At 67.4% G+C, this 14,501-nt stretch carries 13 protein-coding genes; all 13 read right to left on the bottom strand.

The window, feature by feature from the left end:
• Positions 1–27 precede the first annotated feature (27 nt).
• The 13 genes from ACX9MO_RS03195 to ACX9MO_RS03135 all read right to left on the bottom strand — a co-directional run bounded on the left by ACX9MO_RS03195 (position 28) and on the right by ACX9MO_RS03135 (position 14,493).
• Positions 28–1,446, bottom strand: coding sequence for a hypothetical protein (locus tag ACX9MO_RS03195; RefSeq protein ID WP_462213527.1), 1,419 nt, complete (start codon positions 1,444–1,446; stop codon positions 28–30).
• On the bottom strand, positions 1,436–2,404 hold the full coding sequence (locus ACX9MO_RS03190) for a D-2-hydroxyacid dehydrogenase (protein WP_222492278.1): 969 nt from the start codon (positions 2,402–2,404) through the stop codon (positions 1,436–1,438). Before ACX9MO_RS03190 ends, ACX9MO_RS03195 begins: the two co-directional genes overlap by 11 nt.
• Complete coding sequence (locus ACX9MO_RS03185; protein WP_462213526.1) at positions 2,404–3,924, bottom strand: M81 family metallopeptidase; 1,521 nt, start codon at positions 3,922–3,924, stop codon at positions 2,404–2,406. Before ACX9MO_RS03185 ends, ACX9MO_RS03190 begins: the two co-directional genes overlap by 1 nt.
• A 214-nt stretch (positions 3,925–4,138) precedes the next feature.
• Positions 4,139–5,167 (bottom strand): sodium:calcium antiporter, encoded by a 1,029-nt coding sequence (locus ACX9MO_RS03180; protein ID WP_462213525.1) that lies wholly within the window; start codon positions 5,165–5,167, stop codon positions 4,139–4,141.
• A gap of 138 nt (positions 5,168–5,305) precedes the next feature.
• Entirely contained in the window at positions 5,306–6,433 is a 1,128-nt protein-coding gene (locus tag ACX9MO_RS03175; protein ID WP_462213524.1) for an iron-containing alcohol dehydrogenase, read from the bottom strand.
• On the bottom strand, positions 6,430–7,932 hold the full coding sequence (gene glpK / locus ACX9MO_RS03170; protein WP_222492285.1) for a glycerol kinase GlpK: 1,503 nt from the start codon (positions 7,930–7,932) through the stop codon (positions 6,430–6,432). Before glpK ends, ACX9MO_RS03175 begins: the two co-directional genes overlap by 4 nt.
• Before the next feature lie 135 nt (positions 7,933–8,067).
• Positions 8,068–9,768 carry an ABC transporter substrate-binding protein gene (locus ACX9MO_RS03165; protein WP_222492287.1) on the bottom strand — a complete coding sequence of 567 codons (1,701 nt, stop codon included), beginning with the start codon at positions 9,766–9,768 and terminating at the stop codon, positions 8,068–8,070.
• A gap of 98 nt (positions 9,769–9,866) precedes the next feature.
• Positions 9,867–10,139, bottom strand: coding sequence for a DUF2160 domain-containing protein (locus ACX9MO_RS03160; RefSeq protein ID WP_222492289.1), 273 nt, complete (start codon positions 10,137–10,139; stop codon positions 9,867–9,869).
• An 88-nt stretch (positions 10,140–10,227) separates the two neighbouring features.
• Positions 10,228–10,524, bottom strand: coding sequence for a GIY-YIG nuclease family protein (locus tag ACX9MO_RS03155; RefSeq protein ID WP_462213523.1), 297 nt, complete (start codon positions 10,522–10,524; stop codon positions 10,228–10,230).
• Positions 10,525–10,593: 69 nt separating this feature from the next.
• Positions 10,594–11,445 (bottom strand): carbohydrate ABC transporter permease, encoded by an 852-nt coding sequence (locus ACX9MO_RS03150; RefSeq protein ID WP_462213522.1) that lies wholly within the window; start codon positions 11,443–11,445, stop codon positions 10,594–10,596.
• Between the two features lies 1 nt (position 11,446).
• Positions 11,447–12,316: a carbohydrate ABC transporter permease gene (locus ACX9MO_RS03145; protein ID WP_462213521.1), complete on the bottom strand. Its 870-nt coding sequence runs from the start codon at positions 12,314–12,316 to the stop codon at positions 11,447–11,449.
• On the bottom strand, positions 12,313–13,392 hold the full coding sequence (locus ACX9MO_RS03140) for an ABC transporter ATP-binding protein (RefSeq protein WP_462213520.1): 1,080 nt from the start codon (positions 13,390–13,392) through the stop codon (positions 12,313–12,315). The genes ACX9MO_RS03145 and ACX9MO_RS03140 overlap by 4 nt, the downstream gene beginning before the upstream one ends.
• Positions 13,393–13,404: 12 nt before the next feature.
• Complete coding sequence (locus ACX9MO_RS03135; RefSeq protein ID WP_462213519.1) at positions 13,405–14,493, bottom strand: ABC transporter ATP-binding protein; 1,089 nt, start codon at positions 14,491–14,493, stop codon at positions 13,405–13,407.
• Between the last annotated feature and the right edge of the window lie 8 nt (positions 14,494–14,501).

Raw genomic sequence — 14,501 nt, 5'->3', positions numbered from 1 at the left:
CAGGTTCAGGCCCGGCTCACCTCTGGCTCAGGGCGTCATCGTGGCGATCAGCCAGATGAAGGCGCAGCCGGTGAGCACCACGAGGGTCGTGAAGCCGCGGTTCCAGCGGAAGATGATGTCCGAGGTGCTCACGCCGCAGACCCGGGCCGTGACGATGGACATGCCGCTGACCGGCGATAGCAGCACCGAGACGATCCAGCACATGCCCAGCGTCAGCGCGAAGGCCTGCGGGTTGTCCTGTCCCAGCGGCGTGTTGCCCACCATCTGCGCCAGCGTGACCACGACGACCGAGGTCGGGATCCACGCCAGCGCGATCAGCCCGGCCAGCATCACCATCCCCACGAGGGAGAGCGTCACCGGAAGGTCCTGTCCCAGCATCGTATCCAGCAGGCCGCTCTGGTTCAGCAGAACGGACAGCTCGGCCCCGATCACCGCGGCGGCGGAGACGACGGTGGCTTCGTTGATCATCTCGGTGGTGCCCGAACGGATCACCTCCACCGGGCGGTCCCCGGCCAGTGCCGCCCGGCCGGCGGTCAGCAGCACGGCCGCGATGGCGGTGCAGATCGTCAGGATCGACAGGGCGCCGAAGGCCACGCCGGTGAACTCGTGCATCGTGACCAGCAGGCACAGCATGGCCGCGGCCAGCCCGCCCAGTTGCAACACCGCGGTGCGTTCGCGTCCGGTGGGGCGGTGGAAATGGCTGCGCTCCGGCGGGCGCGGGGTGGCCAGCGGCGCGGGCAGCAGGTGGAACCGCGCCGAAACCCAGAGCACGGCGGAGGCGAAAAGCCCGGCCTCCAGCATGAAGCGCACGGGATCAAGCGTGGGGATGCTCTGGCTGACCACGGCAAAGCCGATCGAGAAGGGTGACCAGAGCGCGACCATCGTGGCCCCGCGCATCGCCCCCAGCACCACCGCATCGTGGTTCGCAGGCTGGTCCGCCTCTCCCTTGCGCCCCGAGAGCGCGCCGAAGAGCGGAATGACCGAGAGGTTGATCAGCAGCGCGAAGAAATGGCCCATGTACTGCACGAGGCCGAAGCGCAGGCGTGGCGGTTGGGACATGACGAAGCCGAAGGCCTCGCTCACCTTGTCGAGTGGCGTCAGCACGCGCTTGAAGGTCCCCAGCACGGTCATCAGGGCCACGAAGGAACAGGCCTGATGCAGGGCACGGGCCTGCGCCTCGGGGTGGGGGGCGAGGAAGGCGGTGCCGAGCGCCACCGCCAGCAGCGACAGCAGCACGACCCGGTGCGCCGTGGCGCTGAGCCGGCCCCAGAGCAGCAGCACCGCGATGGTCGCGGGCAGGCTTGCCAGCGGCGGCCATGTCTCGGTCGCGCCAAGGGCATAGGCAAGGATGAAGAGGACGTTCAGCAGCAGGAAGACCGGGGCCGCCGGTTCGATCCGGTAGAGCAGCCGCGCGGTGCGGCCGGGGGTGACGGGTTCACGCGACACTGTTGATCAGCTCCGTCTCGCCCCGGTCGAGCCGGGCGAGGTTGTCTTTCACGAGGCGGCAGATGCGCTCTTCGTAGGCCGGGGTATCGCCCGCGTTGTGGGGCGTGATCAGCACCTGCGACATATCCCACAGGGGGCTGTCCTCGGGCAGGGGCTCGGGCGTGGTCACGTCCAGCCCCGCGCCGCGCAGGCGGCCGTCCTGAAGCGCCGCGATCAGCGCGTCCTGATCGATCACGCCACCCCGGGCGATGTTCACCACGAAGGCGGAAGGCTTCACCTTCTCCAGCGCGGCGGCATCCAGCAGGTGGCGGGTCTCGTCGCTCAGCGGGCAGCAGAAGAGGATCACGTCGGCCTCGGCCACTTCCTCGGTAAAGGCGCTGTAGGGCTTGATGGCGGGGGTGGCCCCGGGGCGGGCCGTACGGCTCAGCACGGTCACATCCATCCCGAAGGCCGAGGCGATGGCATGGACACGCTGGCCGATCTCGCCGAAGCCGACCTGAAGCAGGCGCTTGCCGTGCAGCTCCATCATGGTGCGGGCCTCGGACTGCGCGGGGTCGAGCCGGTTCATCTGCCACCGCTTGGCGTGCTGGTTGTCGCGCGCCCGGTGCAGCTGGCGCGACATGGCCATCATCAGGCCGATGCCGTGTTCGGCCGTGGTGGTGGCGTTCACGCCGCGTGCATTGCAGACGGCGATGCCCTTGTCCTTCAGCGCGGGCAGGTCGAAGGCCTCGGTCCCCGAGGAGACGGTCTGGAGGTAGGCCAGACGGTCCGCCTGCGGGATCAGCCCGTTGTCCCACATGTAGCCTGTGACGACGACGTCCAGCTCCGCGATCCGCTCGGCCATGGCCTCGCGCGATTTGAGGAACAGCAGGTTGTGCCCCTCCAGCTGCCTGCGGGCCTCGGGTTCGAAGTCGCGCAGGGCATGGACGAAGGCGATGGTGCGGGTCGTCTGGGTCATCAATGGGCCTCGGTCGCCGACCACGTCATGTCACGGTCGAGCGGGTAGATGGGTCTGGGGGTCTGGGTGAAGGTGATCCGGTGCAGCATCGGCGTCGCAAGGCCGGGCACATCCACCTCGATGATCTGGTCGTCGGCAAAGGCCTCGTCCACGGCGGCGCGGAAATGGCCGCGGGATTTCACGATCAGGGCGCGGGTGTCCTGCATCCGCATCCCGAGGCATTCCAGCATCAACGGGTCGAGGAACTGGATGCGCTTCTCGGTCACCACGATGCGGATGCCTTCGCAGCGCAGCACCGCGGCGGTGCCGAGGTCGAAACTGCGCCCGGCATACATGCCGCGCCGCCCGGTCTGGACCCCGCCGCCGACGGCCAGAACTTCGACCTCCGCGGTCAGCGGCTGCGAGAATTCCTGCGTCTCGGCGCTGTTGAAGGTCGCGGTGAACCGCGCGCCGACGCCGAGGGAGGCGGCCTGAAGCGCCAGCGGCGCGTCGAAGAAGGGCGCCAGAATGGCGTCGCTGACGCCCGCGTCGAGGAAAGCCTTGAGGATATAGGTCGTGTTGCCGCGCCCGCCGGAGCCGGGATTGTCCGCCACATCCGCAAAGCAGAGCGGCGGCTGCGCGGGATCGTCCAGCGCCTTGGCCATGGCCACGGCGTCCTCCAGCGAAGTCATGGTGATGTCGTAGCGGTTGCGCTCGTCCCAGATGCGCTGCGCGACGGTGTCGGCGATGGTCTGGGCCTTGGCGCCCGCGCCCTCCACCACGGTGACCGCGACGCTCATCCCCGCCTTGGTATTGTCCCCCAGCGAGAAGCCGGAACAGGTGCAGACCGCCATCACCTCGTCGTCGTCAAGGAAGCTCTGCCCATAGGCGATGTGCTCCCCCAGCGGGCCGCCCGTGGTGACCTGCGAGATCGAGGGCGGGATCATCGGCAGCTTGGCCAGCTTGATCTCGGTCTTCTGGCCCGCCACCAGCCGCGCCATCAGGTGCGCCGCCTCGCGGCCGCGCTCCTGCTGATCGACGTGGGGGTTGGTGTGATAGGCAATGATCGCGTCGATGTTGGACAGCATCTTGGCGCTGACATTGGCATGGGGGTCGAGGGTGACGACGATCGGCACCTCGGGTCCGACCACCGCGCGGACGAGGGCATAGAAGTCGCCGTCCGGATCCTCGGACCCGGTCGAGATTGCCGCGCCGTGCTGGCAGAGGTAGACGCCCGCCACGGGGCCGAGGTCGCGAAGCCGTGCCACGGCGGCGGCCATCCAGCCGTCTATGAAGTCCTGCCCGATCCGCCCCGAGGCACCCGCCGTGGCACTGGCCAGCGGCGCAGGCGTCAGGCCGAGGGTCTTGGCCTCGGCCATGAAGGCGGTGAGTTCGCGGGGCGCGCGCGGCGCTTGCGAGGCGATGTCGGCGAGGAGGTCATCGCCCGAGAGCTGGAAGAATTCGGAAGGCTGGCATTCCGGCGAATGCGAGTTGCTTTCAAGCTGGAAGCCCATGATCGCGATGGGGGCGGCTGTCGCCATGGCGGTATGTTCCTTCGTCTGCCCGGTGGCGCCCTCCCTGCGCATGTCCGTTGCCTTCTCGTGACGAGGGGCGCTGCGGGTGTCAATGTGATGCGCAGATATATGCAGTATGCATGTAAGTTATGCCCTGAAAAGACAGGGGGTGCGCGGGAGCTCTCGAAATCGCTGCCCAGAAAAGCGGCGTTGCGGGGCGGTGCGGGACGGGGCGCCGGCCTCAGGCCAACAGTTCGACGGCCACCGCGCCGGAGTAGACGAGGATCAGCAGCACACTCTCGATTCCGATCCCGCCCGGGCCCTTCCTCTGGCGCAGGATCAGCCCGCCCAGCAGGATCGCGGTCATCAGCATCCCCGTCGCCAGCCAGTAAAGGTCCGTCATGCCGACGGCGTGGTAGAGCGACCCGTCGCGATAGGCCACGTCCGAGAGGACGAGGAACAGCGTGTCGAAGGTGTTGCCGCCGATGATCCCGCCCACGGCCAGTTGCAACGCCCCGCGGCGCACCGCGGTGAGCGTTGTCACCAGTTCGGGCAACGAGGTCACCACCGCCGTCAGCAGGGAGCCCACCAGCGAGGCATTGAGCCCGAACCGCCCGACGAACTCCTGCCCGGTCTGCGAGATCACCCAGCCACAGGCCCCCATCACGGCGACGAGCCCGGCAAAGCGCAGGATCGGACCGCGCGCGGACTTGCCCGCCTCCGCGGCGTCCTCCGGGGCGTCGTGGCGGGTCTCGCTGGTGTTTACGGGTTCCCACATCGGCTCGGCCGAGACCTCGGCCGACAGCCGGGTGCCGGCGAGGTAGACGAGGAACAGCACGATCGAGACGGGGTGCACGCCGAAATAGGCGATCTCCGGCCCGGCCATGGCGGCGATGGGCAGCGACAGCAGGATGATCAGCATGACCGCCTGAAAGAGGTTCGCGGGCTCCGCCGCCGCATGTTCGAGGTTGGCGCGTTTGTGCAGCGTGTCCGCGAGGGCAAGGAACAGCGTCTGCGCGGCGATCCCGCCCACGGCGTTGGAGAAGGCAAAGCTCGCCTCGCCCTGGGCTGCGACGGTGACCGAGACGACGATCCCCGAGAGAGAGGTCGCACCGCCGAGGACGATGCCGCCGGCCAGCGCCTCGCCCATCCGCGTGCGGTCGGCGATCACGTCGGCAAGGTGGGTGGCGCGGATCGAGACGAAGAGGACGATGGCGCCCGCAAGAAGGAAGGCGGCGAAAAGCAGGGGATTGGAGAGATCAGAGAACATGGTCCGGCCGTTGGGAAAGGTCCCTTCACAACGGTGGGACGGCGCGGGGGTTCCGATCTTTTCAGTGTCAGGGGACTGAGACGCGCGCACGGGGACGGGCAGATGAACCGTAGAGCGGGGCCGCAGGAGGCACGCGGGTCAGAGCGCCTCGGCGAGGACCGCGCGGAGTTGGGCCGGGCTGAGCGTGACCGGGTTCGGCTTCATGGAGGAGGCGGCCTGCGCCTGTTCGACGACCTCGTCCAGCTGCGCCTCGGCCAGTCCCATCGCGCCGAGGCGAGGCAGGGCGTTACGATCGATGAAGCCGCGCAGCAGGGCGGGGGCACGGCCCGGACTGTCGAAGGCCGCGCAGATTTCGCGCTCCACCGCGTCGAAGCGGGCGAGGCTTAGCCCGGCCTCGGCCATGGCAGCGCGGTTGGCCTCCAGCACGGGCGGCAGGAGGCGGGCGCAGATCGCCCCGTGGGGCGCGCCGGTCAGCCCGCCGAGGACACCGGCAAAGCCATGCACCGCGCCAAGCCCCGCATTGGCAAGCGCGATGCCGCTGAGATGTGCCGCGCGCAGCAGCGTGTCCCGGGCGGCGGGGTCCTCGCCCTGCTCCAGCCGCAGCAGCGCGGCCATGGCGGGCCGGATCGCGGGCAGGCAGAGCGCGTCCGTCGCGGGCGTGGCATTGCGCGAGAGGGCGGGTTCGACAAGCTGGGTCACCGCGTCCATCCCGGCGGCCAGCGTCACGGGCCAGGGCGTGCCGATGGTCAGCGCCGCATCCAGCAGCGCCACGCGGGGCAGCAGCCGGGGATCGCGCAGGCTGACCTTGCGGCGATGCGCCGTCACGTCGATAACGGCGTTCTTGGTGGCCTCGGCCCCGGTGCCCGCGGTGGTGGGCAGGGCGTAGAGCGGCAGGGGATCCTGCGACAGCGGCAGGCCCCGGCCGACGACCTCGAGGTGATCCATCAGCGCGCCATCGCCCGGCAGCAGTGCGGCGAGCGCCTTGCCCAGATCGAGGACAGAGCCGCCACCCACGGCCACCACGGCCTCGGCCCCGAAGGGCCGCAGCCGGGCGAGGGCCCCTGTCACGTCGCTGTCCTTGGGCTCACCGTGGTGCAGGATTGTCTCGACCGCGGCAAAGGCACTGAGCGCGCGGGCCAGGTCCTCCGCCCAATGGGCCGAGCCGCCGCGCACCAGCACGATCCGGCGGTGATCCTTCATGAGACCGGGCAGCAGCGCCCGGCAGCCCGGCGCCGCTAGGGTGCGGGCGGGCGTCAGCAGGCTCATCCGGCAAAGCCGATGGTGGCCTCGACCGCGCGTTTCCACGCGCCATAGCGGGCGTCGCGGTCGGCGGCCTCCATCTTCGGCGTGAACTCGGCCCCCTTGGCCCAGCTTGCGGCGAAGTCCTCCATCCCCGGCAGCACCTCGGCCTTCTGGCCCGCCAGCCAGGCCGCGCCCATGGCGGTGGTCTCCAGCACGCGGGGGCGTTCGACCGGCGCGTCGAGGATGTCGGAGAGGAATTGCATCGCCCAGTCCGAGGCGCTCATCCCGCCATCCACCCGCAGGGTGGACATGGTGGCATCGCCGTGGTCAGCGGCCCAGTCGGCGCGCATCGCCTCGATCAGGTCACGGGTCTGGTAGCCCACGCTTTCCAGCGCGGCGCGGGCGAATTCCTCGGGGCCGGAGTTGCGCGTCAGGCCGAAGATCGCGCCACGGCAGTCGGCGTTCCAGTAGGGCGCCCCGAGGCCGGTGAAGGCGGGCACCATGATCAATTGCTGTGTTTCGTCGGCGCGCGCGGCCAGCGGGTGGGTCTCGGCGGCGTGGCGGATGACCTTGAGCCCGTCGCGCAGCCACTGCACCACGGCCCCCGCGATGAAGATCGAGCCCTCCAGCGCATAGGTCGTCTGGCCGCCGATCCGGTAGGCGATGGTGGTCAGCAGGCGGTGCTTGGAGATCACCGGCTCGGCCCCGGTGTTGAGCAGGGCAAAGCAGCCCGTGCCATAGGTCGATTTCACCATGCCGGGCTTGAAACAGGCCTGCCCGATGGTGGCGGCCTGCTGGTCGCCCGCGATGCCGAGGATCGGGATCGGCCGCCCGAAGAGATCGGCGCGGCACTCGCCATAGAAGGCATCGCAGTCACGCACCTCGGGCAGCATCGACATGGGAATGTTCAGCGCCGTGCAGATGGTCGAGGACCAGCCACCCTTGCGGATGTCGTAGAGCATGGTCCGCGCGGCATTGGTGGCATCCGTCGCATGGACCTGCCCGCCGGTGAGCTTCCAGACCAGCCAGCTGTCCACGGTGCCGAAGAGGAGGTGCCCGGCCTCGGCCTCAGCCCGCGCGCCCTCGACGTTGTCGAGGATCCACGCCAGCTTGGTGCCCGAGAAATAGGGATCGAGCAGCAGGCCGGTCTTCTCGGTGATCACGGCCTCGAAGCCGTCGGCGTGAAGCGCGCGGCACATCTCGGCGGTGCGGCGGTCCTGCCAGACGATGGCATTGTAGACCGGCTGGCCGGTGCGGCGGTCCCAGACCAGCGTTGTTTCGCGCTGGTTGGTGATGCCGATGGCGGCGATCCCCTCGGCCCGGACGCCGGCCTTTTCCACCGCGGCGCGGCAGGTGGCGGCGGTGGTGGCCCAGAGGTCGGTAGGATCATGTTCGACCCAGCCGCTCTGCGGGAAATGCTGCGGGAATTCCTCCTGCGCGGAGGCGGTGATGTTCAGCGTCTGGTCGAAGAGGATCGCGCGGGTCGAGGTGGTGCCCTGATCGATGGCGAGGATATGGGTCATGGGATGCGGCGGCCTCTCTGGGGCAGTGGTCTTGATGGCAGGGGCGGGGCTCTGCTTGGCGATGGGGAGGATGGCCCCACGGCGAAGAAGAGGAAAGGGGTGGACCCGTCAAGGTCCACCCCGGTGGTCTGGCGGTCAGTTCCAGGAGGCGACGAGTTCGTCGTAGGAGACGGTCTTGGGCTCCTCACGCTCGTTCTCGATCTTGGGCTTGGGCGCGCCCTCCATGGCCATCCACTCGGAGGCGTCCTTCTCCTCGTTCATGACCGGGCCCAGGTCACCCTGGATGCCGGCCCGTTCGAGGCGCTCCATCACGCGTTCCATATCGGAGCAGAGGCTGTCGAGGGCGTCCTGCGCGGACTTGGCGCCCGACATGGCGTCGCCGATGTTCTGCCACCACAGCTGCGCCAGCTTGGGGTAGTCCGGCACGTTGGTGCCCGTGGGCGACCAGCGCACGCGGTCCGGCGAGCGGTAGAATTCCACCAGCCCGCCGAGTTTCGGCGCGCGGTCGGTGAAGCTCTCGTGCTGGATGGTGCTTTCGCGGGTGAAGGTCAAGCCGACGTGGCTCTTCTTCACGTCCACGGTCTTGGAGCCGACGAACTGGGCATAGAGCCAGGCCGCCTTGGCGCGGTCATCGGGGGTGGACTTCATCAGCGTCCAGGAGCCCACGTCCTGGTAGCCGACCTTCATGCCCTCTTCCCAGTAGACGCCATGGGGCGAGGGGGCGAGGCGCCACTTGGGCGTGCCGTCCTCGTTCATCACGGCGTCGCTGTCCACGAGGGGGGCCACGAAGGTCGTGTACATGAACATCTGCTGCGCGATGTTGCCCTGGCCCGGCACCGGGCCCGCCTCGGAGAAGGTCATGCCCATGGCGGAGGGGGGCGAGTACTTGTTCAGCCAGTCGATGGCCTTCTCGACGGCATAGACCGCCGCGGGGCTGTTGGCCGCGCCGCCGCGGGACATGCAGGCGCCCACGGGCTGCGATTGCTCGTTCACCCGGATGCCCCATTCGTCCACCGGCAGGCCGTTCGGCTCGCCCTTGTCGCCCATGCCGGCCATGGACATCCACGCATCGGTGTAACGCCAGCCGAGCGAGGGGTCCTTCTTGCCGTAGTCCATCGAGCCGTAGACATCGACGCCGTCGATGTTCCGGCCGGTGAAGAATTCGGCGATGTCCTCGTAGGCCGACCAGTTGACCGGCACGCCGAGGTCATAGCCGTACTTCTCCTTGAACTCGGCCATGATCGCGGGATCGGTGAACCAGTCGTAGCGGAACCAGTAGAGGTTCGCGAACTGCTGGTCGGGCAGCTGGTAGAGCTTGCCGTCGGGCGCGGTGGTGAACTGGGTGCCGATGTAATCGTCGAGGTCCAGCGTCGGGCTGGTGACATCCGCGCCTTCGTTGGCCATCCAGTCGGTCAGGTTGCGCACCTGCTGGTAGCGCCAGTGGGTGCCGATCAGGTCGCTGTCGTTGACATAGGCGTCATAGATGTTCTCGCCCGACTGCATCTGCGTTTGCAGCTTTTCGACCACGTCGCCTTCGCCGATGAGGTCATGGGTGACGTTGATGCCGGTGATCTCGCTGAAGGCCTTGGCGAGAACCTGGCTTTCGTACTCATGCGTGGTGATCGTCTCGGAGACCACCTTGATGTCCATGCCCTTGAAGGGCTCGGCCGCATCGATGAACCACTGCATCTCGGCTTCCTGATCGGCGCGCGAGAGGCTGGACTGATCGCCGATCTCGGCGTCGAGGAAGGCTTTCGCCGCGTCCATGTCCGCCCATGCGGGGCCGCAGAGCAGCCCGAGCGCAAGCGCCATGGATGTCGTTGTCTTCAGGTTCATGGTTTCCTCCCTGTTTGAACCGTCGTTCCTGTCGTCACGGGGCCGGCCGGTGGCCGCATCCCGTGCAATCCCACGCCCCGACCTCCCGCCGGAGCGCCTCACACCCAGCGGAAGACCGCCGCGGCGTAAACGAGGCAGACCGCCATCGCCCAGGGCTGTGCCGTGCCCACCAGCCCCAGCCATGCGAGGTTGATGAAGGCAGAGCCCAGAAGGGTGATGAAGAGCCGGTCGCCCCGTGTCGTCTCGATCCGCAGTACGCCCATGCGGGGCGTCTCGGGGAACCTGATCGCCAGCACGGTGAAGATCACCAGCAGCGTCGCGATGGTGCCGAAGAAGGCCGCCGTGGGCCATGTCCATGCCATCCAGTCCATTACGCGCTCTCCTCCTGCACAGCCCGGTCATCCACAGGGCGGTCATCCTCGGGCCTGACCCGAGGACCTCCCAAGTCCCGCGCGCCAATCAGGTCAGGCAGACCTCCTCCCAGAGGTCCCGCCAGTCGGGGTTCACGCTCTCCACAAGCTCCAGCTTCCACTGCCGTCGCCAGCGTTTGAGGGATTTCTCCCGCTGGATTGCCTGCGTGGGGCTCTCGTGATGTTCGAACCACACGAGCTGTTCCAGGTTGTAGCGATCGGTGAAGCCGCGATGCGCGTGGGTGCGGTGTTCCCTGACCCTGCGCTGCAGGTCGCCCGTGACCCCGATGTAGAGCGTGCCCCGGGGCCGGTTCGTCATCATGTAGACATGCAGCCGTCGGGGCATTGTGAGGGTGTCCTGAGGTCCTCGGGTCAAGCCCGAGGATGACGGGACGGTGGTTAACAGTGCGTTGCATCACACCCTCCCCAGGGCAAAGCCCTTGGCGATGTAGTTGCGGACGAACCAGATCACGAGCGCACCGGGCACGATGGTCAGTACCCCGGCGGCGGCCAGCACGCCCCAGTCGACACCCGCGGCGCCCACCGTGCGGGTCATGGTGGCGGCGATCGGCTTGGCGTTCACCGTGGTCAGGGTGCGCGAGAGCAGCAGCTCGACCCAGGAGAACATGAAGCAGAAGAAGGCCGCGACCCCGACGCCCGAGGCGATCAGCGGCATGAAGATCTTCACGAAGAAGCCGCCGAAGCTGTAGCCGTCGATATAGGCGGTCTCGTCGATCTCCTTGGGCACGCCGCGCATGAAGCCTTCGAGGATCCAGACCGCCAGCGGCACGTTGAAGAGGCAATGCGCGAGCGCCACGGCGATATGCGTGTCGAAGAGCCCGACGCTGGAATAGAGCTGGAAGAAGGGCAGGGCGAAGACCGCGGGCGGCGCCATGCGGTTGGTCAGCAGCCAGAAGAACAGATGCTTGTCGCCGAGGAAGTGATAGCGCGAGAAGGCATAGGCCGCCGGCAGCGCCACGGTGAGCGAGATCACCGTGTTCAGCACCACGTAGATCAGCGAATTGACGTAGCCCATGTACCACGCCGGATCGGTCAGGATCGTGACGTAGTTGGCAAAAGTCAGATCCTGCGGCCACAGCGAAAAGCTGCCGAGGATCTCGGCGTTGGTCTTCAGGCTCATGTTCAGCAGCCAGTAGATCGGCAGGAGCAGGAACAGCAGGTAGAGCGTCATGACCACCGCGCGGCTGTTCACCTTGGGCAGGCTGCGCGCGCGGGCGGGGGCATTGGAAACGGTTGCGTCGGTCATCTCACATCCCCTTTTTGTCGAGGTTGGTCATCACGGTGTAGAACACCCACGAAATCAGCAGGATCACGAGGAAATACATGATCGAGAAGGCGGCGGCGGGGCCGAGGTCGAACTGCCCGAGGGCCATCTTCACGAGGTCGATCGAGAGCAGCGTGGTCGCGTTGCCGGGGCCGCCCCCGGTGACCACGAAGGGCTCGGTGTAGATCATGAAGCTGTCCATGAAGCGCAGAAGGATCGCGATCATCAGCACGCCCGCCATCTTGGGCAACTCGATGTAGCGGAAGACCTTCCAGCGGCTGGCCTGATCGATCTTGGCGGCCTGGTAGTAGGCGTCGGGGATCGACTTGAGCCCGGCAAAGGCCAGCAGCGCCACCAGCGAGGTCCAGTGCCAGACATCCATCACCACGATGGTGATCCATGCCGAGACGCTGTCCTGCGTGTAGTTGTAGTCGATCCCGAGCGCGGCAAGCGTATGGCCCAGCAGGCCGATATCGACGCGGCCAAAGACCTGCCAGATGGTGCCGACCACGTTCCACGGGATCAGCAGGGGCAGGGACATCAGCACGAGGCAGAAGGACGACCAGAACCCGCCCTTGGGCATGTTCAGAGCGACGAAGATACCAAGCGGAACCTCGATGGCCAGAATGATGCCCGAGAAGAGCAGCTGCCGCTTGAGGGCATTCCACATCCGGTCGTCGTGCAGCATCTCTTCGAACCATTCGAGGCCGGCCCAGAAGAACTGGTTGTTCCCGAAGGTGTCCTGCACTGAGTAGTTGACGACCGTCATCAGCGGGATCACGGCGGAAAAGGCCACGAGGATCAGCACCGGCAGGACGAGGAACCACGCCTTGTTGTTGACGGTCTTGTTCATGCCGCAGCCTCCCCGGTCACGCGCCAGTCGTTGGCATAGACGTTCACCCGCGCCGGATCGAAGACGACGCGGTTCATGTCGGCGCTGACGCGGTCGTCCTCGCCGGCGATGATGTTGATGTCATGGCCGAAGAACTCGGCCCGGATGATCTTGTGGCGGCCCGCGTCCTCGACCCGGCGCACCTTGACTGGCAGGCCCTCGCTCTGGCTCAGGCGGGCGAACTCGGGCCGCACGCCAATCTCGACCTTTCCGTCGAGCGCGCCGTAGCCCTGTCCCAGCTCCACGTGGGAGCCGTTGATATAGGCCCGCGCGCCGTCGACCCGCGCCGGGATCACGTTCATGCCGGGCGAGCCGATGAAATAGCCCACGAAGGTATGCTCGGGCCGCTCGAAAAGCTCCTCCGGCGTGCCGATCTGGACGACGCGGCCGTCATACATGACCACCACCTTGTCGGCGAAGGTCAGCGCCTCGGTCTGGTCATGGGTGACGTAGATCATCGTGTGGCCGAAGTCGTGGTGCAACTTCTTCAGCTGGGTCCGCAGCTCCCACTTCATGTGCGGGTCGATCACCGTCAGCGGCTCGTCGAAGAGCAGGGCGTTCACGTCCTTGCGCACCATGCCCCGGCCAAGGCTGATCTTCTGCTTGGCATCCGCCGTCAGCCCGCGCGCCTTGCGGTGGAGCATCTCCTCCATCCCGATCATGCGGGCGATTTCCTGCACGCGCTGGGCGACATAGCTCTCGTCCCGGCCCCGGTTGCGCAGCGGGAAGGCGAGGTTGTCGTGCACCGTCATCGTGTCGTAGACGACCGGGAACTGGAACACCTGCGCAATATTGCGCGCGGCGGTGGGCGCGTGGGTCACGTCCGTGTCGTCGAAGAGGATGCGCCCCTGCGACGGCTGCAGCAGCCCCGAGATGATGTTCAGCAGCGTGGACTTGCCACAGCCCGAGGCGCCGAGCAGGGCATAGGCCGCGCCGTCCTCCCAGACGTGGTTCAGCTCCTTCAGCGCGAAATCATCCTCCGACGCCGGGTTCGGGGAATAGGAATGCGCGAGGTTGTCGAGCGTGATCTTTGCCATGTCTCCTCCTCCTCAGGCGGCCAGAGCGTAGGCGGCGGGCGCGATCAGCTCGCCCCCTTCGCCGAAGATGTAGACGTGGCGCGGGTCGAGCCAGACATCGAGCGCCTCGCCGATGGCGAGGTCATGCACCCCGTGGACGAGGCCGACCCAGCGGGCGCCATGATGGTCGAGGTGCACGAAGGTCTCCGACCCCGTCAGCTCGGTCACCGTCAGCGTGGCGGTGAAGCGCAGCGCGTCGGGCGCGTGTTGCAGGATCTCGAGGTGGTTGGGCCGGAAGCCGGCGGTGTAGCGCCCGTCAGGCAGGTCGGCGAGGCGGCCGGTGGCCGGCGCGCTCTGCCCGGTGCCGAACATCAGCCGGTCGCCGGTCTTGGAGATCTGCAGGAAGTTCATCGGCGGATCGGAGAAGACCCGCGCCGTGGTGGCATCCACCGGCTGGCGATAGACCTGCGGGGTGGGGCCGAACTGTGTCACGCGCCCTTCCCAGAGCGTCGCGGTATTGCCGCCGAGCAGCAGCGCCTCTTCCGGTTCTGTCGTGGCATAGACGAAGATCGCGCCGGAGGCCTCGAAGATCTTGGGGATCTCGACGCGCAGTTCCTCGCGCAGCTTGTAGTCGAGGTTGGCCAGCGGCTCGTCCAGCAGGACGAGGCCCGCGTCCTTCACCAGCGCCCGGGCGAGGGCACAGCGCTGCTGCTGCCCGCCCGACAGCTCCAGCGGCTTGCGCTTGAGCATCGGCGTCAGCTTCATCATCTCGGCGGCCTCGCGCACGCGGCGGTCGATCTCCGAGCGTTCCACCTTCAGCAGTTTCAGGGGCGAGGCGATGTTGTCGTAGACGGTCATCGACGGGTAGTTGATGAACTGCTGGTAGACCATGGCGACGCCCCGGTCCTGCACCCGCATGCCGGTGACATCCTTGCCGTTCCAAAGGATGCGCCCCTCGCTGGGCACGTCGAGGCCGGCCATCAGCCGCATCAGCGAGGTCTTGCCCGACAGGGTCGGCCCAAGCAGCACGTTCATCGTGCCGTTTTCGAGCGTCAGGTCGGTGGGGGCGATATGCATCTGCCCCTCGACGATCTTGGATACGCCCTTCAATTCCAGCGACATAAGGTCTC

The sequence above is a fragment of the Pseudooceanicola profundus genome (assembly GCF_054919315.1).
Note: the sequence above shows the minus strand (reverse complement) of the source record. Positions and strands in the feature narration are given on the sequence as shown.